The sequence below is a fragment of the Actinoplanes awajinensis subsp. mycoplanecinus genome (assembly GCF_001509495.1).
GTDB classification, from domain to species: domain Bacteria; phylum Actinomycetota; class Actinomycetes; order Mycobacteriales; family Micromonosporaceae; genus Actinoplanes; species Actinoplanes palleronii.
Window position 1 is genome coordinate 127,202 of the sequence record NZ_LLZH01000306.1, and the last position, 18,360, is coordinate 145,561.

Below are 18,360 nucleotides of genomic sequence, written 5' to 3' on the forward strand. Positions count from 1 at the left end.
GGGTCAGCGCTTGACGGCGTGGCCGCCGAACTGCTGACGCAGTGCGGCGACGGCCTTCATCGCCGGCGAGTCGTCCTGACGCGACTCGAAGCGCGTGAAGATCGAAGCAGCCAGGACGTGGGCGGGAACGGCGAGACGGACCGCCTCGTCGACGGTCCAGCGGCCCTCGCCGGTGTCCTCGACGTAGCCCTTGAGGTTCTCCAGCGTCGGGTCCTCGTCGAGCGCCCGGTCGAGCAGGTCGAGCAGCCAGGACTTGACCACGCTGCCCTCGCGCCAGCTCTTGATGACCGCCGGCACGTTGTGGACCAGCTCCGACGCCAGGAGGATCTCGTACCCCTCGCCGTACGCCTGCATCATCCCGTACTCGATGCCGTTGTGGATCATCTTCGCGTAGTGGCCGGCACCGGCCGGGCCGGCGTGCGCGAAACCGAACTCACCGGCCGGCTTGAGCGCCTCGAAGATCGGCTTGCAGTGCTCGACGATCTCGGCGTCGCCGCCCACCATCAGCGCGTATCCGTTGGTGATGCCCCAGACACCACCGGAGACGCCGACATCCAGGTAGTGGATGCCCTTCGGCTTGAGCCGCTCGGCCCGGGGGCCGTCGTCGGTGAACTTGGAGTTCCCGCCGTCGATGATGATGTCGCCCTCGGAGAGCAGCCCCGCGAGCTCGTTGATGGTGTCTTCAGTGATCTGGCCGGCCGGCACCATGGTCCAGACGACGCGCGGCGTCGCCAGTTTCTCCACCAGCTCGGCCAGGTTACCAACGTCGGACTTGTCCGCGTTGTGGTCGAATCCGACAACTTCGTGCCCGGCAGCGCGGATACGTTCCCGCATGTTGCCGCCCATCCGGCCGAGACCGATCAGGCCGAGTTGCATGGTCTTCCCCCTAGAAGTGCGAATGTTCCTCGCTCAGTATCAGCGGGTTACCCGGATCGGCATGATCAGATAGCGGTATCCCGGGATGATTTCGGCGCTTTCGGCAGCGGGGGAGATCACAGCTGGCTTGAACGCGTCGACGAACGAGAAGACCGCGGTGGGTGCGCCGAGGTTCTGCAGCCCGTCGATCAGGTACTGCGGATTGAAGCCGATGGTCAGCGCCTCACCGGTGAACTCGGCCTCCATGGCCTCGCTGGCGCGCGCCTCCTCGGTGGTACCGGCCTCGACCACCAGGCCGTCCTCGCTGAAGCTGAGCAGCACCGGCGTGGTGCGCTCGGCCACCAGTGCGACGCGGCGGACCACCTCGACCAGCGCGGAGACAGCGATCCGGGCCTCGGCGTTGTGCGAGGTCGGGAACAGCGAGCGCACCGGCGGGTAGTTCGCACCGTCGAGCAGGCGGCTGGTGGTACGCCGGGTGCCACCGGCAAAGCCGATCATGCCCTCGCCGGCGTTGCCCTGCGCCAGGGCGAGGGTGACCGAGCCGCCGAGCGGGCCGAGCGCCTTCGCCGTGTCGTTCAGGGTCTTCGCCGGGACCAGAGCGTTCAGGCTGATCTCCGGGTCGTCCGGGTTCCACTCGATCTCGCGCATCGCCAGCCGGTACCGGTCGGTGGCGAGCATCGCCATCGTGGTGCCGTTCAGCTCGAGGCGCACACCGGTCATCATCGGCAGCGTCTCGTCCCGGCCCGCGGCGATGGCGACCTGGGAAACCGCTGAGGCGAACGTAGCGGCGTCGACGGTGCCCGCGCTGGATGGCATATCCGGAAGGGTCGGATAGTCCTCCACCGGCATCGTGGGGAGGGTGAAACGCGCACTGCCGCAGACCAGCTCGAGGTGCGAACCCACCGCGGCGATGTCCACCGGCTTGCCGGGCAGTGCCTTGGTGATCTCGGCGAGCAGCCGGCCGGAGACCAGCGCGGCGCCGTCCGCGTCCGCCTGCACCTCGACCGAGACCTGGCTGGAGACCTCGTAGTCGAAGCCGGAGACCTGCAAGCGGCCGTCGGTGACTCGCAGCAGGACACCGGCGAGCACCGGCACTGACGGCCGGCTGGGCAGGCTCTTGGCTGTCCAGGCCACGGCGTCGGCGAGCGCGTCTCGCTCCACCCGGAACTTCATGCTGTCCTCCGCGATGCTTCCTCTACGGGGTGTCGACCCCACCGAAACTCTATGGCGCTGCTGGTGCTCACGTGTGCCCGACCCCGGGTGATCCGGGCCGGGCCCGCGGGTGGGGTCCGATCCGGATGGCCGGGACGAGGCGGATCCCGGTCGGCTTCGCGGCTCGGACGCATCATCGGCAGGCGCCACCGGGAGCGAAGCGCCAACCGAATCACCGGCCGATCACCAACGGCTCAACGAGCCGCATCACCGGGGCGAGGCGGATCCCGCTCAGCTTTCCGGTTCGATGCCTCCGCGGTCCAGTCCGGCGACCGCTGAACCATGCCCGGACGTGAGCGCGGAGGCAAGCCGGTGACTCAGGTTCGGTTCCCGGTTCAGCCCTCAGGGGCGCCGAGCCTGCGATGGCTCCTCAGGTCGTTCCGAGCCTTGCTTCTGGTGCCTGCTCTTGCCGTGCCCCTCTGCCCTCCCGGAGCGAAGCGGCAGACCTTCCACACCCTGATGATTGTTCTTTTCTCTCTTAAAGAGATAACTAGTCGTCTTCATAGCACCTGTGCATACTGTGGAAAACCAACGTTTCTGCAGGTCACAGGGTTATCCACCGGTGATTCACATGTGGGAAACCGGGGTATAAACGGGGGTCTGCGTCCACAGTCTCGGAGTTCGCAGCGGTTGTCCACCGTTGTCCACCGGATATCCACCGGTTGTCCACCGGGTTTGTCCCCCGACCTGTGGACAACCGGCGGAGGCCCGGGGCTCGTCGTCCCCAGAACCTTCAACAGGTAATCCACAGGCGTCCACAGGCAGCTGACTAATGGGTTCACTCTCCGTGTCTGTCCACATCGATATCCCCAGGAGTTGTCCACATCTGTGGTGTACGGGGCAAAAGTTATCCACTGTCTGGGGAAAGAGCCTGTGGATGCCTGTGGACGAGTGTGGACAACGTTGGCACGAAACTGACCCGTCCCGACGTTGACAACTTTTGGTTTTCCGCCCTAAAAAGTTGACATCGGGTCTCGTCGATTTATGCAGGTCAGCGGCGAATCTGGGGGTAAGTCTGTGGACAACCCCGTGTAAAAGCAGTGGATAACGTGTGCGGATCCCGTGTTGTCCCAGTTCAATGCCCTTGTCACCTGCCTGTGAGGAAACTCGGCCAACCTGTGGGTAACGCGAAAATCGTCCCGCTGCGCCGCCGAACCCGAACCCGCGCCGAGCCGCCTGGCTGACCTTCCCGGCCCAGCGCTGGGGATAACTCGGTGCTGGGCGGAATGTGAGCTGCTCAGAGGGGGTGCCATGGCCTGTGGGGTTCGGTCCAACGGCGTGCCTGGTCGGCGGGCCCGCGAGTGGCCGATGCGGGCCATAGCCAGCGGGAGCCACAGCTGGCGGGGAAGCTCGCTGTCGATGCGGGCCCACGGCCGGCTGGGGAGCTTGCTGTTGATGCGGGCCCACGGCCGGCTGGGGAGCTTGCTGTTGATGCGGGGCCGCAGCCGACGGGGGAACTCGCTGCCGATGGGCGGCGTCGTCCGGATGAGCGGGTGACCGCTAGAGCATCTGGCGAGGCGGCGAGGTCACGCGTGTTGCGGGCCGCGGATCCGGCGGGCCGGGTGGGCGCGGAGCGGCTGGTGGCCTGGGTGGGAGCGCCTGCCGGGAGTGGGGATACACCCCGGCGGCCGGAAGCGGTCTTGCGCACCGCCGGCGTCAGGTGTGCTCGGCGGTGCGGGGGCGTTGCGGTTGGTGCAGGCGTAGGTCGTACGAAATCAGGTGTTTTGTTTGATGCGGTTGGTGAGTTCGGCGATCTGGTTGTAGAGCGAGCGTCGCTCCGCCATGTGCTGGCGGATCTTGCGGTCGGCGTGCATGACCGTGGTGTGGTCGCGGCCGCCGAAGGCCTGACCGATTCTGGGCAGGGAGAGATCGGTCAGCTCGCGGCACAGGTACATGGCGACCTGGCGGGCGTTGACGAGCACCCGGCTGCGGGAATGTCCGCGTAGGTCTTCCAGGGAGACGCCGAAATAGTCCGCGGTGGAGACCATGATCTGGTCGGCGGTGATCTCCGGGCCGGCGCCGTCCGGCATGAAGTCGCGCAGGACCTCCTCGGCCAGGGACAGCTGGACCGTGGCGCGGGTGAGGCTGGCGAAAGCGGTCACCCGAATGAGGGCGCCCTCGAGCTCGCGGATCGAGTTGGAGACCCGGGACGCGATGAACTCGAGCACGTCGGCGGGGGCGTACATGCGTTCCTGCGCGGCCTTCTTCTGCAGGATCGCGATCCGCGTCTCGAGGTCCGGCGGCTGGATGTCGGCGAGCAGGCCCCACTCGAAGCGGGTGCGCATCCGGTCTTCCAGCGTGGCGAGCTGACGCGGCGAGCGGTCGGAACTGATCACGATCTGCTTGTTCGCGTTGTGCAGCGTGTTGAACGTGTGGAAGAACTCCTCCTGGGTCCGCTCGCGGTTCTCCAGGAACTGGATGTCGTCGATCAGCAGGATGTCGACGTCCCGGTAGCGGCGCTGGAACGCCTGCGTCTTGTCGTCCCGCAGGCTGTTGATGAAATCGTTGGTGAACTCCTCGGTCGACACGTAGCGGACCGAGCGCGCGTGCCCCAGGGTGGTGGCGTAGTGACCGATCGCGTGCAGGAGGTGCGTCTTGCCCAACCCGGAGCTGCCGTAGATGAACAGTGGGTTGTACGCCTTCGCCGGCGACTCGGCGACCGCGACCGACGCGGCGTGCGCGAAGCGGTTGGACGAGCCGATGACAAACGTCTCGAACATGTACTTCGGGTTGAGCCGGTTGCCGTCGTTGCCGCCCGGCCGCGGTGACGAACCGGGCCCGCGCAGGTCGACCTGAGGGCGGCCGGGACCGTTGTCGCCGGGGCGCATCGGCATCGAGTCGTCGCGGCGGTCGTCCTGACGGCGCTGGTTGTCGCGCATCTGGGACTGGTCGGCCGGCATCCGGTGCACGGCGGCCTCGTTCGGTGCCGACGGGGCGTCGCGCTCCGGACCCTTGTCCGTGCGGTTCGCGGCCGAGCGGTTGGCCTGCGGCGGCATCGGGTCGGCGAAGAGCGCTTCCTGGCCGGCCCGGGACGCGGACCCGTCGCGGATGTACGACGGGGGCGGCCCGGAATGCTGCGCGGAACCCGTCGGGTACGGCTCGGGAGCGCGGTCCGGCGGCCCGAACGCGGGCTGCTGGTACTGCTGCTGCTCGGGCTGGTAGGCCGGGAGCTCCGGCTGGTACGGCCGGGGATCCGGGTTGCGCGGCGGTTCGGCGTAGTGCAGCGGCTGCGGCTCGGCATGCGGCGCCGAGTCGGACTCGACCGGGGTGCCGTAGACGGTGCCGGGCATGCCGGAGCCGTCCTCCGGCGGGCGGACCGTGACAGCGACCTGTATCGGCCGGTTGAGCCTTCGGGTGAGTGCCTCGGTGATCGCCGGCCGCAGGCGCAGCTCGATCACGTCCCGGGTATAGGCGTCCGGAACCGACAGCAGAGCAGTGTCCTCGACGATCGCCCGCAAGCGGGTGAAACGGAGATAGGCACGCTGCTGCCGGGAAGCGATCTCCTCGGACAACTCGCTGAGCGTGTCCTGCCACAGCAAGCCCAGGTCGACCTGATCGGCCACCGCCGTGCCACCCCCATCGCCACCGACCCCCGGTGGACCTTGTGTCCGGCCTTCCGTCTGTGCCCGTCGGCGCCTGTGCCAGGCGTCCGAGCGGCTCCCCCAACCCAGCACAGTTAACGCGCTGAACACGCACGGCGCCACCGGCTATCCACAGGTTATCCACAACCCATGACGAGACCGATGGCGCTCCCGGCCGGATGGACGGCAGACTCACCGGAGCCTGTAGCGGCGCGGGCTTGAAACAGGCTCACCGAGGCGAACGATCCACCTGCTTGTCCGGTTTTGGCCGCTGCTTCGCGGTAAATGAACGACCAGGTAGGACCGGCAACCGCGCACGCTAACAGCGCCTGCCGGGGGACTACAACCGCTGCCCGCGCCATCCCCTGCTCGTCCGCAGGAAAAGATTCACTTTGTGCGTGGAAAGACCAGGTGGTTGTAGGGGGGTTCCTCCATGTCGGCGTGCCGACCCAGGATATGGTTGACCGCTGCAACCGCCCTGCGTAGGGTTGAGCGGTTGCTCCGCCGCACTCTGATAAAGTGGCGTCTTGCAGCTGGATGCCCCCTGACGTAGTTGAAGACGGAGTTCTGACGTGAGCAAGCGCACCTATCAGCCGAACAACCGCCGGCGCGCCAAGACCCACGGCTTCCGGCTGCGGATGCGCACCCGTGCCGGGCGCGCCATCCTTTCTTCCCGCCGGGCCAAGGGCCGCGGCACGCTGTCGGCCTGAGCCGACACTTAGCCCGGTAAGAATGTCCAGGTAGCCGTGCTGGCCGCGACGCAACGAGTGCGGCGTAGTTCGGACTTCGCCGCAGCGATCCGTGGTGGCCGTCGTGCCGGCCGCGGAACTCTGGTCGTTCACCTGCTTATCGAGGAGCCGGCGCACGCCTCCACGGCGCGCGCCGGCTTCGTCGTATCCAAAGCCGTGGGCAACGCGGTGGTCCGGAACAAGGTTCGACGCCGATTGCGTGACCTCGTCCGGCCGTTGCTCGCTGATCTTCCCCAGGGAGCCTCTCTGGTGGTGCGGGCTCTGCCGCCGGCCGCTCAGGCCGGATATGCAGATCTCGCGACCGATTTGGAGGGCGCGATCGCATCCGCCCGCCGTCCTCGGCGGCCGCGATGAGCCTGGCTGCCCGGCTCCTGACGGCCGTGGTCGTCGCGTACCGTCGATACTTGAGTCCGGCGCTGCCGGCCCGCTGTCGGTTCTACCCCTCGTGCAGCGCGTACGCCCAGGAGGCACTGGCGCGGCACGGCGCCTTGCGAGGGACGGGCCTGGCGATCTGGCGGCTCCTGCGTTGTCATCCCTTCCACCCTGGCGGGTACGACCCGGTGCCTAACCCGATCCGTCACCGTCCTGCCGATGTGACTGGAGCTTAGATTGAGTCTCGACTGGATCTACTACGCCATTTCGTGGATCCTCCTTCGCTGGCATGCCCTCTGGGACGCGATCGGGGTTCCCGACGGTCGCGTGCTCGGGACGAACTGGGCCTGGGTCCTCTCGATCTTCTTCCTGGTGGTGACGCTGCGCGTCATCCTCTTCCCGGTCTTCGTCAAGCAGATCAAGAGCCAGCGCGCCATGCAGGCGCTGCAGCCCAAGGTCAAGGCGCTGCAGGAGAAGCACAAGGGTGACCGGGAGACGCTCCAGAAAGAAATGATGGAGCTGTACAAGGTCGAGAAGGCCAACCCGCTGATGGGCTGCCTTCCGATGGTGCTGCAGATCCCGGTCTTCCTGGGGCTCTTCCACGTGCTGCGCCACCTGCAGCCCGACCTGCCGGAGCGGCTCAAGACCATCTACGGCTGGTCGCTCGAGCAGTTCACCAGCGCGTCCGGTGCGCACCTGTTCAACGCCCCGATCAGCGCCAAGTTCGGCTCGACCGACGCGGAGCTGGCCGTTCTCGGCGCGGACGGCACCACGGTCAAGATCCTGGCCGGCGTCCTGGTCCTGGTCATGATGGGCACGACGTTCCTGACCAGCCGCCAGATGATCCTGAAGACCGGCTGGGCCGAGGACCCGCAGCAGAAGATGATCCAGCGGCTGATGCTCTACGGGATCCCGTTCTCGCTGCTGATCTCCGGCTCGCTGTTCCCGATCGGTGTGGTCATCTACTGGGTGACGAACAACCTGTTCACCCTGGGCCAGCAGCAGTGGGTGCTGCGGAAGTTCCCGCCGCCGCCGATGGCCGGCAACAAGAGCACCTCGGCCACCCGCGCGGCGAACGCGACCTCGGGTGACCTGAAGAACCCGGTGCAGCCGGGCCGTACCGGTGGCCTGTTCGGCCGCAAGAGTGCCGCTCCGGAGCCGGTCACCCCGGTGGTCGACACGAAGGCGCTTGCCCCGAAGCCCGGTGCCAAACCGGTGAATCCGAAGAAGGGCGCCCGGCCGGCGAACAAACCCAAGGGATGATCGCGGCGCGGGGCCGGGTCACCCGGCCCCGCGCGCTCCCCTTGCTACAGACCTCCCCGCGACACGTGCGCACCTTGCTGGCGCGGGAAACAGCGGACCGATTCGGTTCGGCCCGAGTGACAACGGAGATGAGACCGTGACCGACACCAGTACTCCCCCTGTTTCCGACGCATCCGCGGAGGCCCCTGCCGCTGTCGCCGAATCGGTGGCCCCCGAGGCTGCCGTTTCGTTGACCGCGGACGTCGAGGCCGGCGCTGCCGCTTCCGAGCCGGCTGCGGAGACGAAGAAGTCGGAGAGCGTCACCACGGACAGCGACCTGTTCCGGCAGAGCGAGATCGCCGCGGACTACATCGAGGGTCTGCTCGACATCCTCGACTACGACGGTGACATCGACGAGCTGGTCTCCGCGGGCCGTCCGATGGTCGAGGTGGTCGGCGGGCGGCTGCAGCCGCTGGTCGGTCAGCGCGGCGCCACCCTGGAGGCGCTGCAAGAGCTGACCCGTCTGGCGATCTTCCGGGCCACCGGGTCGCCGAGCCGGCTGCTGCTGGACATCGGCGGGTACCGCGCGTCGCGGCGCAAGGAACTGGCCGCGGTGGCGCGCAACGCCGTTGAGAAGGTCAAGGAGCACGGCGAGCCGGTCCGCCTGGAGCCGATGTCGGCCTTCGAGCGCAAGTGCGTGCACGACGTGGTGAACGCGATCGCGGGCGTGCAGAGCGAGTCCGAGGGTGTGGAGCCGAGCCGGCGCATCGTGGTTCGCGTGGCCGACTGACATGACAGACCCACGCTTCGGCGCGGGTGACCTCGGCCCGGGCGTCACAACGCCCGGGCCGTCGTCTTTCCCCGCCCCTGATTCGCCTGCCGCCCCTGCTTTTTCTGCCGGACCTGACGTCTCTGTCGGTTCTCGTTCCCCTGTCGGTTCTCGTTCCTCTGTCGGTTCTCACCCGGAGCACAGCTTGAGTTCTTCCTCGCCCGTTTCTGATCCGTCACCGATGGATCCCTCGCCAGTGGATTCGTCACCGGTGGATTCGTCGTCGGTGGTGGAGGACGTCTCCCGGCCGCCGGAGGAGTTCGCCGCGGTGGCGACCGAGGTTTTCGGGGACCGTCTCGGCGTGATGGGGCGGTTCGCCGAGCTGCTCGCCACCGACGGGGTGGTGCGCGGGCTGATCGGACCGAGGGAGACGCCCCGGCTCTGGGAACGTCACCTGATCAACTGTGGGGTTGTGTCCCACTTATTCCCTATCGGCGCTTCGGTGGTTGACGTGGGCTCTGGTGCCGGTTTGCCCGGTATCGTGCTCGCAGTGGCACGACCGGATCTCCGCATCACTCTGGTCGAAGCGCTGGCCCGGCGTACCGCGTTCCTGGACGAGGTGGTCGCCGAGCTCAGCCTGGACAACGTCACGGTGCTGCGCGGCCGGGCCGAGGACGTGGTGGGGGAGGCCGGCGGTGCGGACATCGTCACCGCTCGGGCGGTGGCGTCGCTGGACAAGCTGGCCGGGTGGTGTCTGCCGCTGGCCAAGGTCGGGGGCAGGCTGCTGGCGCTCAAGGGGGCGTTGGCGGCCGAGGAGGTCGAAGAGCATCGAGCCGCGATTACGCGGGCCGGTGGCGGGGAGCCGGAGGTCCGGCTGTGCGGGGTAGGCCTGATCGACCCGCCCGCGAGGGTGGTGGAGATCGTCAAGGAGCGGGAGTTGAAGGCTCCGAAGAAGACTGGGCGTAAATCCGGTGATGCGCGATCCCGGGACCGTGATCGCGGGCGGGGGACTACACGGAGGGGTTAGATGGCCAGACGGGGTGCTGCGAAGAAGCGGAATGCGCGCAAGGCGCACCCCGTGGCGTCAGAAACCTTTGAGGTACGACGGGAGCCGGCGGCTGGGGATTCCCCGCCGTCGGCCGGCGAGCGGCCGCTGTCGGCCGGGCTTGGCGCGACTCGGAATGCGCGGCGTGCTGTCACGGCGGAGTCGTCCCGGAACGTTCCGGACGAGGAGCGGTTTGCCGATAGAGGTGGGCGCCGGGGGAACTCCGGTTTGCACACTCCTGTGGCGGCGTTGTCCCTCGAACCGGTGTTGTCGACGGGTGATGTTTCACGGGAAACCACGGCCGAGACCGTCGATACGACCGGATTAGTGCCGTCTGGCGTGGGCGATGGTCGTACCGGAAAGGGTTTTTCGGAGACGGACAGTGACGGGTGGGACGGCCCTGACCCCGATGGTGTCGGCGGGTATGGCGGCACTTTGCGCCTTGTGTCAGGCGTAATGGTTTTTGTGGGGTCGGCGGACGATGACGATGCGGCGTTGCGCACAACTCATCCTGTGCACGGGAATGGCGACGGTCGCCCGACGGCCGTAGGCTGGCCAGGCGTCGATAGTGTGGACCGGATTCCTCCCGCCGGAACACACGTTTCGCCGGCCGACCCGTTCCTAGCCAACAGGGATAAAGCGGTGCATGAGTACGGTGTTTCACGTGAAACCGAGTCGCCTCTCGACCGGTCGTCGGAAGTGAACGCTGGCGGCCCGAACCTCGGTGAGCAGGGCGTTCCTTTGCCCCGGCCGGGCGGTTACGGTCCAGCAGCATCCGGCAACTATGGCTACGGCACGCCAGTGCCACCCCGATCGGACGATTTCCGTGGTCCCGCGCCAGCACCCCGGTCGGGTCCCCCAGTCGGGTCTGCGGGGTCACTTTCGGCTGCCGCGGGCCCTGGCGCACCCACTTCCGGTGCATCAGTACAGCCCGACGAGCATGTTTCACGTGAAACGCCGAGCGGGGATGAGGACGATCCGCCCTTGGCCATGGAAGCGTTGCGAGCTGTGCAGATCCTCAACCCGAGCGGCGAGATCATCATGCCGCGCCCGGACCACCCACGGGTGATTTGCGTCGCCAACCAGAAGGGTGGCGTCGGCAAGACGACCACCACGGTGAACCTCGCGGTGGCGCTCGCGCTTCACGGCAATCGGGTGCTGGTTGTCGACCTGGACCCGCAGGGCAACGCCTCGACCGGCCTCAACGTGCCACACCACGCCGGCGTCCCGGATGTGTACGACTGCTTGATCGAGAACGTGCCGCTGGCCGAGGTGGCCCAGCAGGTTGAGGGCATCCCCAACCTGTACTGCGTGCCGGCCACGATCGACCTGGCCGGCGCCGAGATCGAGCTGGTCTCGGTGGTGGCCCGGGAGTCCCGGCTGCAGCGCGCGATCAGTGGCCACCCGGAGAAGTTCGACTATGTCTTCATCGACTGCCCGCCGTCGCTCGGTCTGCTGACCGTCAACGCGCTCTGCGCGGCGCAGGAGGTGCTGATTCCGATCCAGTGCGAGTACTACGCGCTGGAAGGCCTCAACCAGCTGATCAACAACATCAATCTGGTACGGCAGCACCTGAACCCGACCCTCGACGTCTCCACCATCCTGCTCACCATGTACGACCGGCGTACCCGCCTGGCCGACGCGGTGGAGCAGGACGTGCGGAACCACTTCGGAACCAAGGTTCTGAACGCGGTCATTCCCCGGAACGTGCGAGTCTCGGAGGCTCCGAGCTACGGCCAGTCGGTGATGACCTACGATCCGGGATCACGGGGCGCCACCAGCTATTTCGAGGCGGCGCTGGAGATCGCGGTGCGCGGGGTCAACACAGGAGGAACGGCATGAAGAACCGTCCGCGGGGTGGCTTGGGCCGCGGCCTAGGCGCGTTGATCCCCACGGCGCCTGCCGCTGAGCCGGTCGAGAACGGCTCGGACGGTGCTTCCGTGGCTGTCGCCTCGGCACCCACTGCAGCGGTTGTAGTGGCCCCTGACGGCCTGCCGGCGGCTGCCTCACCGTCGCCGGTGGCCCTGGTGCCCGCACCCGCACCGGCGGCTGTCGCGCCTCTCGCGCCTCTCGGCGAGAACGAGTTCGCGCCGGTTCCGGGGGCGTACTTCGCCGAGCTGCCGGTGTCGTCGATCGAGCCGAACGCCAAGCAGCCACGGCACGTCTTCGACGAAGAGGCCCTGGAGGAGCTGAAGACCTCGATCCAGGAGGTCGGCTTCCTGCAGCCGATCGTGGTCCGCGAGCTCGGCGACGGCCGGTACGAGCTGGTTATGGGCGAGCGCCGGTGGCGGGCCGCGCAGGCGGTGGGCAAGGAGACGATCCCGGCGATCGTCCGGAACACGCCCGATGACGCCATGCTGCGGGACGCGCTGCTCGAGAACATCCACCGGGCAAACCTGAACCCGCTGGAAGAGGCCGCGGCGTATTCGCAGCTGCTCGAGGAGTTCGGGGTCTCGCACGAGGAGCTCGCCCGGCGCATCGGTCGCAGCCGGCCGCAGATTTCCAACACGATCCGGCTGATGAACCTGCCGGCGACGGTGCAGCGGAAGGTCGCTGCCGGAGTCATCTCCGCGGGGCATGCTCGCGCGTTGCTCGGTCTCGAGGGCGCACAGGCCCAGGAGGATCTGGCGATCCGGATCGTCAAGGAAGGGCTGTCGGTTCGGTCGACCGAAGAGATCGTCAAGATGGCCGAGCTTGACGGGCCGGCCAAGACGACCACGCCGCCGACGCGACGGGCCAAGGTGCATGCTCCGGCGCTGAGCGACTTGGCGGAGCGGTTGTCGGATCGATTCGACACTCGGGTGAAGGTTGACATCGGACGGAACAAAGGCAAGATCACGATCGAGTTCGCCACCGTTGATGATCTTGAGCGGATAGTGGGCATGATCGGGGTTGAGGAGGAGGGGGCTCGGTCGGATACTGCGGAGGAGTAGGGGTTCCTACTTTTCGGGGTGGACTGGGTTTTCGGCTCTTTGGGCCCTGGCTTTTGGTCGGGATGAGAAAGGCACGCGTTTTGGCGCGTGCCTTTTTGCTTTTTCGGGTTCTGTGAGAGCCATTCTCCTGGGGTTTTGGGTGGGGGCGTGTGTTGGGCGAAGCGGGTTTGGGATGGGAGGTTTTATCGCTTTTGAGGGGTTGGAGGTGAGTCGCCCTTCGTAGCTTTGCTTTTGTGGGTCGGGTGGCCCTCGACGGATCGGCTCGGTAGTCCCGCGACGGCTGCGGGGGCATGGTGCCGTCGAGTGGTGCCGTCGAGTGGTGCCATCGAGTGGTGTCCGTCGAATAGTGTCCGTCGAATGGTGGACAGGTGGTCTCGGTGGTTTAGTCGTCCCGTGGGTGACGTCCTGGCGGCGAAGATCGATGTATCGCCGCCGATGAGGAGCGGCCGCTTCAGAGGAGTTCTGCGATGCGACTCGATTCCGGCATGGGTGCCATGGTCCGCTCGATGGCTGCCGACCTCGGTCTTCCACTGATCACGTTTTACGGTCTGCACGCGTTGTCGGCGGACGACACCACGGCGCTTCTGGCCGGCACGGTGGCTGCCGGCGTCCGGATCGTCTGGGTCGCTGTTCGGAGCCGGGCACTCAGCCCCTTCGCGATGGTCATGGGAGCGGTCTTCGGGGTGGGGCTTCTCTTCACCCTGCTGACGGGGGACCCGAGATTCTTGCTGATCAAGCATTCGGCCGTGGCGGCAGTGATCGGGGTGCTGTTCCTGGTGACTGCGTTCCGGGGGACCAAGCCGTTGACTTTGTCGGCGCAGCAGAGCTTCATGCCGGCGAAGGCGGAGGAGCTTGCCGCTGCGTATGCGAGTAGTGCGGACGTCCGGCGGGGGCACCGGGTGGCTTCGGTGGTTTGGGGTGGTGGGTTGCTGGCTGAGGCCGTACTCCGGGTTGTTCTTGTTTTTCTTCTTCCGGTCGACGTCATGGTCGGTCTTTCCACGGGGTTGACTGTTGTCACCTTCGGTTTGTTGATCGCTTGGAACGGTCGCTATGTTGCCCGGCGCGAGCGGGCTGCGGGGAGCGCTCTTGTCGCTGCTTGATCGGTTGGTGCTTGCCGTCCTGCCGGGGCGGTGCGCCAGTCGGATCTCGGCGGCCTGTGCGGGGTGCGGGTCTGGGTTCGTGCTGATCGTTTAGCGCTTGGTGGGCGGGCTTTTTTGCCCGCCCTTTATGCTGCGTCCCTATGTGCGGTGTCGTCCGAGCCTGCGGATGATCTGCGGTTGGCCTGCTTTTGTTTGGCGGGGTTCGAGCCTTTTGATGGTTGCCTGTTGGCGAGGTGTTTGTTTTGGTCGCGGTTGGGCCTGCGCCTTCGCTTCTGGACACTGGGGAAGTCAGGCAGGCTTGGCTCGGTGCTCGGTGTCCCGCATCCGTCCCAGGCGCTTGGGCCTTCGGGCTTCGGGTCTCGGACCTTAGGTCTTGGGGGTTCGAATCGTGGGCTTCGGGCTTCGGCCTAGGGCTTCGGCATCCGGCATCCGGCATCCGGCATCCGGTGTCCCGGTGTCCCGGTGTCCCGGTGTCCCGGCGCCTCCGAGCAACCGATCATCCGGGCAGCCGGGCAGCCGGGGGCGTCGGGACACCGGGCGTCGTCGGGCGTCGAGCGTCGAGCGTCGAGCGTCGAGCGTCGAGCGTCGAGCAAGCTTTGCCGATCCGGGCCGCCAACCGCGCTGCCTTCGTGACCCAAATTGGCCTCGGTGCTCAAGCCGGCAACCCTCAGGAACCGTTGCGGCACATCGCATCACCGCGTTCGGTAGCTCAGTCAGAAGCCCCTGCGGAAGCAAGGCTGGCACCCTGACTGGACCGCCTGTTGTGCAGACCCGTCGGTAGGGCGGTTGAACCGGGACGCCAGCCGGCTCGCAAGCGCGAGGCATGCTGGATCTGTCGGCTGGCCGAATCTGCGGACGCCGTTCAGTCGGCGCTCGGGGCTCGCCGATGGAAGGGAGTCGCGTTGGGGTCAGCGAGCGGTGGGCTCGCTGCCGGTCTCTACCCAAGGCGATCCGTCAGAGATGGTTCTAGTTGTTACTGCCCGCTGCCCGCTGCCCGCTGCCCGCTGCATGTCGCCCGTCGCGCACCGCTTGCCGCCCGCCCGCTGCATGTCGCCCGCCGCCCGGTCGCGTGTCGTTCCTGCCGGAGGCCGCGGTAGATGTATTTGCGTTCGGCTGGTGATCGGTTCGGTGGTCAGGTCGGAGGTCGACTGGCGGTATTTCCTTGGTTGAAGGGCGCATGCCGAACCGGCGTAGTGTGTCTAGGTCTGACGGTGCCAGCGCGTTTGACGGCTTGTCCGGACGTCCAGTCGGAGGATCCTCCGGCGATGTTTCACGTGAAACGGGTCGTACCCGTTCCGACGCTGGCATTGGCCTATGCCCCGAGACTGCTCTCCGGATGTCGTTTTGGAGACCATGCTGACGCATGGCGGTTCTGGGGGCAGCATTGGAACTCTGCCCGGTGCCCGGTGCCCGGTGCCCGGTGCCCGGTGCCCGGTGCCCGGTGCCCGGTGCCCGGGAGGCGAGTGCGATCTTGCTAGGGGTTTGACCGTGTGCTGACTTCTGCGTTTGGCGGGGCGCCGGCTGGGCCTGCGGCCGACTCTGTTTTGATGTCTCGATCCTGCTTGGCGCTGTCGCCTAGATGATGTTCGCGCATTCCGCGTGAGGCCTTCCGGCGAGTTGCATTTGCGGTCAGAGATGTGCGAAGCGGGCCTGCGGGGAGTTGATGGATACGGCGGGCTAGGCAGGCCCGCTCTGCGTCGGCGTGGCTTGGTGCGAGCGGAAGGCGCGCATGTCGTCAGGGGCGGCCTGGGCCGGCGTGATGCCCGGTGGCCGACGGCTGAAGAGGCTTTCGTCGAGTTCCGAGGTTCGAGTGATCAGTTGGCTTGGCATGGCCCCAGTCGGCCGGCGCAGGCTCGGTGTCGGTCGCTTCGTCGTGGAGTGCTGAACGCCCGTCGGGCCGGTGTTTCACGTGAAACGGCGTGCCCGGATTTTAGGGACAGGCGGGCGCAGATTTCGGCCTCTTGGGTGCAGAGTGGCTCGGCGAACCTATTTGCGGAGTGCAGACGGAAGTGCCGTTGCGCCCGATGCGAACCCGCTGGCCCAATCGCCCCACCCAGGCTTGTGGGATACGTCGGCGCTAGTGAGGTATCCCTACCAGTCGTCGTCGACGTTGTGTGCCCGAGGTCGACTTGCGCGGGTTCTGCATGCTCCGAGCGCCTTCCCTTTCCGGGGGCAAGGACCGTTGTCGGCGGGATAGGGCGTGGTGCCCTGCTCCTCCAAGGCTGTTGTCCGAGGAAGCCAGAACCCCCTCCGGCCGCGAGTTGGCTAGTGCGAACCGTGCGCCCGGCTCGGGATCAGTTCGCCTCTCTGTTGTTGTGCTGGAGGGCGAAGCCGGCTGAGTAGGGGTCGTCGACCACCATTGAGGTCAAAGGTTTTTTGGGCGGCTCGATCCTTACGGAAGGCGTATTGGACTCTGGCTCCCAGCCCCGGGTCTAGTGAGCTCAGGTCGTTTCGGTCCGCGGTGAGTGGTCCTGCAGTTCGTTGAGTAGAGCCTTGTTTGGTGGGTTGGACCATGAGGGCCCTCGCGCCACTGGCTCTCGATGCCGGGCGCGGACCAACTCCCGCATCTGTCTGAGAGTCCTGGGGAACGGCTGGTATCCGTGCCGGGGGTAGCCGGTCGTCTGTCGTAGATCGTGGACGCCGCTCAATCCTTCTTGGCAGTGACCGGCTGTTGTGCGCAGCGATGAGTCAGTGAGCAAGGCGAGGCAAAGTCGGTGGAATGCGGCTCGATGATTTCGCCGTGCTGCAGCCCGATTTTTCGCACCGCAGGATGGGTCTCTCGCCCGCATGCCCGCGACGCCCCTGCCCGCTCCGGCTGCCCGCTCCGACTTGCCGGCTATCCGCGCCCGGCTGCCCGGTCCCTGGCTGCCCGGCTCCCGGCTCCCGGCTTCCTCGGCTTGCTTGGATTGCTTGGCCGAGCGAAGAAGCTGTCTGGCTCGGCCGTGCTTGGTCTGGGGTCTCACACGCCCTGGCCCGACTTTGTTCGTCTGGGGGCGGGTTCAGTTCAGGTCGGTCACCGTGGCTAGCTCGTCCTGCCCGATGCGAGTACATCTGAGAATCCGGATCTGGGAGCGCTGTGCTGAACGGTTTATGTACTCGACCACGCGGTTGGCGCGTGATCCAACGCAGGTGCCTGAGCCCAAAGCGGGTTCGTTTCTGCCGAGTTGGCAACGGTATGAAGACAGGCGCGAACACAGGAAATACGGCGCTCTATCAGGCGGTGGTCGGACGCGGTGAACTCGTATCGCGCCGGATCGGATTTCTCCGTGGAGACGACGAGGGGTTCGGTCGACAGCTGATGGCTAGGGGCCCCTCGCTTGGTCTGCAGAGCATGGTCTAGGTGCGAGCAACTGCGGCATGTACTGATCCGCAGGAGACCCCCGAATTGCTGGCGGCAAAGGGCCTTGCGTGTGATGCCTGTCGGGACTGTCGTGGCTGAGAGACGGCAGCAGGCGTGAGGTCCCCGGCCAAACGGGAGGGAGGACGATTGGCGGTTGGCCGAGGCTGCCGCGTGCGGCGTGCGGCGTGCGGACACAAGACGCGGGGAAGAAGTGGAAAACCGGACATGGGGGGAGCGTCTGCCGGGGGTGCCGGGCAATACGAATAGCGAGCCGGGTCGCCTGCGGTGGTGGTCGAACAAGGGGGCGGAGTTGAACTTCGCTTCGGATCAGTGGCTGGCGTCACGATGTGTTTCACGTGAAACGGGCGCCTCTCGGCTCCAGGGTCCGGACTGCGCCGGAAGATGAGGCTGGTGCCCTTCTGACCTTTGAGTGTCAGTGCTGTCGGGCACGAGCAAGCGCCGCCCGCTTGCCTGTTGTGTTCACTGTTTGAGGCGCGGAGTGGCGCCGTTCGCCGAGACGTCTGGTGTCCGAGCCGAGCCGAGCCGAGCCAAACCTCGAGACCATGCCCGAGCGGAGACCCATGCCCGAGCCGAGCCAAGGTCCAAGTCGAGTCGAGGTCTGGGCCGAATGGGGAAGAGCTCGGACCTGATTTGAGGAGCTGGGCTCAGCTGGGGTCGGTCGGGGCTTTGGTTAACCCGAGCTGAGGCTGAGCAGGGGATGCTCGGCATGACCGAATTGGATCCGAGTTGGGGACGCTGCGGTACTGGCATCCGATTCTGTGGTCCGGGAGCTGAGAGCAGGTGTCTCACGGATGCTTCTGGATCTCGACACGAACGTCGGCAGGGGCGGTGGCTTGTGCCGGCCGGGCCGAGGTCTTTGCCACTCCAGCTTCGGCATTTGCCTGCTTCAGATTCGGCCTCGGAGACGCATCCGGGTCTCGCGCGAATCAGGCATTGGTCTGGCCCTGATTCCTTGGCCTTCGATCCGAGTGCGGTCGTCTGATGTTGGGCCAGTTGGCCTTTGCTTCCTGGCGAGGCCACTCTGAGCGGCCAGGTTTCCGACCGACTGGTGCTCGCCTGCAGCGTGGGCAGCCTGGTTGCTCGCCTGCAGCGCGGGCAGCCTCGGGGCGAGGGTTGGCTG

Annotated in this window: 12 protein-coding genes; 9 read left to right on the forward strand and 3 right to left on the reverse strand. The window is 66.7% G+C overall.

From position 1 onward, the window contains the following. Window positions 1–3: 3 nt before the first annotated feature. From gnd to dnaA, 3 genes are all read right to left on the reverse strand, one after another. On the reverse strand, window positions 4–876 hold the full coding sequence (gene gnd, locus ADL15_RS38110) for a phosphogluconate dehydrogenase (NAD(+)-dependent, decarboxylating) (RefSeq protein ID WP_067701998.1): 873 nt from the start codon (window positions 874–876) through the stop codon (window positions 4–6). A gap of 39 nt (window positions 877–915) precedes the next feature. Next, the gene (gene dnaN / locus ADL15_RS38115) at window positions 916–2,049 is read right to left on the reverse strand and encodes a DNA polymerase III subunit beta (RefSeq protein WP_067702001.1); all 1,134 of its coding nucleotides are present in this window, start codon (window positions 2,047–2,049) and stop codon (window positions 916–918) included. 1,754 nt (window positions 2,050–3,803) lie between these two features. Next, complete coding sequence (gene dnaA / locus ADL15_RS56670) at window positions 3,804–5,651, reverse strand: chromosomal replication initiator protein DnaA (RefSeq protein WP_067702007.1); 1,848 nt, start codon at window positions 5,649–5,651, stop codon at window positions 3,804–3,806. A 590-nt stretch (window positions 5,652–6,241) separates the two neighbouring features. Here dnaA and rpmH point away from each other — a divergent pair. The 9 genes from rpmH (at window position 6,242) to ADL15_RS38160 (ending at window position 13,879) form a co-directional block, all read left to right on the forward strand. Continuing rightward, on the forward strand, window positions 6,242–6,379 hold the full coding sequence (gene rpmH, locus ADL15_RS38130; protein WP_067702010.1) for a 50S ribosomal protein L34: 138 nt from the start codon (window positions 6,242–6,244) through the stop codon (window positions 6,377–6,379). A 36-nt stretch (window positions 6,380–6,415) separates the two neighbouring features. Continuing rightward, window positions 6,416–6,772 carry a ribonuclease P protein component gene (rnpA, locus tag ADL15_RS52100; RefSeq protein ID WP_083972272.1) on the forward strand — a complete coding sequence of 119 codons (357 nt, stop codon included), beginning with the start codon at window positions 6,416–6,418 and terminating at the stop codon, window positions 6,770–6,772. Next, the gene (gene yidD / locus ADL15_RS52105) at window positions 6,769–7,026 is read left to right on the forward strand and encodes a membrane protein insertion efficiency factor YidD (protein WP_083972273.1); all 258 of its coding nucleotides are present in this window, start codon (window positions 6,769–6,771) and stop codon (window positions 7,024–7,026) included. The genes rnpA and yidD overlap by 4 nt, the downstream gene beginning before the upstream one ends. A gap of 1 nt (window position 7,027) precedes the next feature. Next, the gene (gene yidC, locus ADL15_RS38135) at window positions 7,028–8,053 is read left to right on the forward strand and encodes a membrane protein insertase YidC (RefSeq protein ID WP_067702013.1); all 1,026 of its coding nucleotides are present in this window, start codon (window positions 7,028–7,030) and stop codon (window positions 8,051–8,053) included. Window positions 8,054–8,189: 136 nt separating this feature from the next. Next, window positions 8,190–8,822: a Jag family protein gene (locus ADL15_RS38140; protein WP_067702015.1), complete on the forward strand. Its 633-nt coding sequence runs from the start codon at window positions 8,190–8,192 to the stop codon at window positions 8,820–8,822. 343 nt (window positions 8,823–9,165) lie between these two features. Then, window positions 9,166–9,828 (forward strand): 16S rRNA (guanine(527)-N(7))-methyltransferase RsmG, encoded by a 663-nt coding sequence (gene rsmG, locus ADL15_RS38145; RefSeq protein ID WP_232344807.1) that lies wholly within the window; start codon window positions 9,166–9,168, stop codon window positions 9,826–9,828. Between the two features lie 819 nt (window positions 9,829–10,647). Next, window positions 10,648–11,688, forward strand: a complete 1,041-nt coding sequence (locus tag ADL15_RS38150; protein WP_394326974.1) for an AAA family ATPase — start codon at window positions 10,648–10,650, stop codon at window positions 11,686–11,688. Next, window positions 11,685–12,779: a ParB/RepB/Spo0J family partition protein gene (locus ADL15_RS38155; protein WP_067702024.1), complete on the forward strand. Its 1,095-nt coding sequence runs from the start codon at window positions 11,685–11,687 to the stop codon at window positions 12,777–12,779. Before ADL15_RS38150 ends, ADL15_RS38155 begins: the two co-directional genes overlap by 4 nt. Window positions 12,780–13,246: 467 nt before the next feature. Beyond that, on the forward strand, window positions 13,247–13,879 hold the full coding sequence (locus tag ADL15_RS38160; RefSeq protein ID WP_083972277.1) for a VC0807 family protein: 633 nt from the start codon (window positions 13,247–13,249) through the stop codon (window positions 13,877–13,879). The last annotated feature ends 4,481 nt before the right edge of the window (window positions 13,880–18,360 follow it).

Coding starts and splice junctions, on each gene's coding strand:
- gnd (WP_067701998.1), bottom strand. CDS start 876: ATGCAACTCGGCCTGATCGGTCTCGGCCGGATGGGCGGCAACATGCGG.
- dnaN (WP_067702001.1), bottom strand. CDS start 2,049: ATGAAGTTCCGGGTGGAGCGAGACGCGCTCGCCGACGCCGTGGCCTGG.
- yidD (WP_083972273.1), top strand. CDS start 6,769: ATGAGCCTGGCTGCCCGGCTCCTGACGGCCGTGGTCGTCGCGTACCGT.
- rsmG (WP_232344807.1), top strand. CDS start 9,166: ATGGGGCGGTTCGCCGAGCTGCTCGCCACCGACGGGGTGGTGCGCGGG.
- ADL15_RS38155 (WP_067702024.1), top strand. CDS start 11,685: ATGAAGAACCGTCCGCGGGGTGGCTTGGGCCGCGGCCTAGGCGCGTTG.
- ADL15_RS38160 (WP_083972277.1), top strand. CDS start 13,247: ATGCGACTCGATTCCGGCATGGGTGCCATGGTCCGCTCGATGGCTGCC.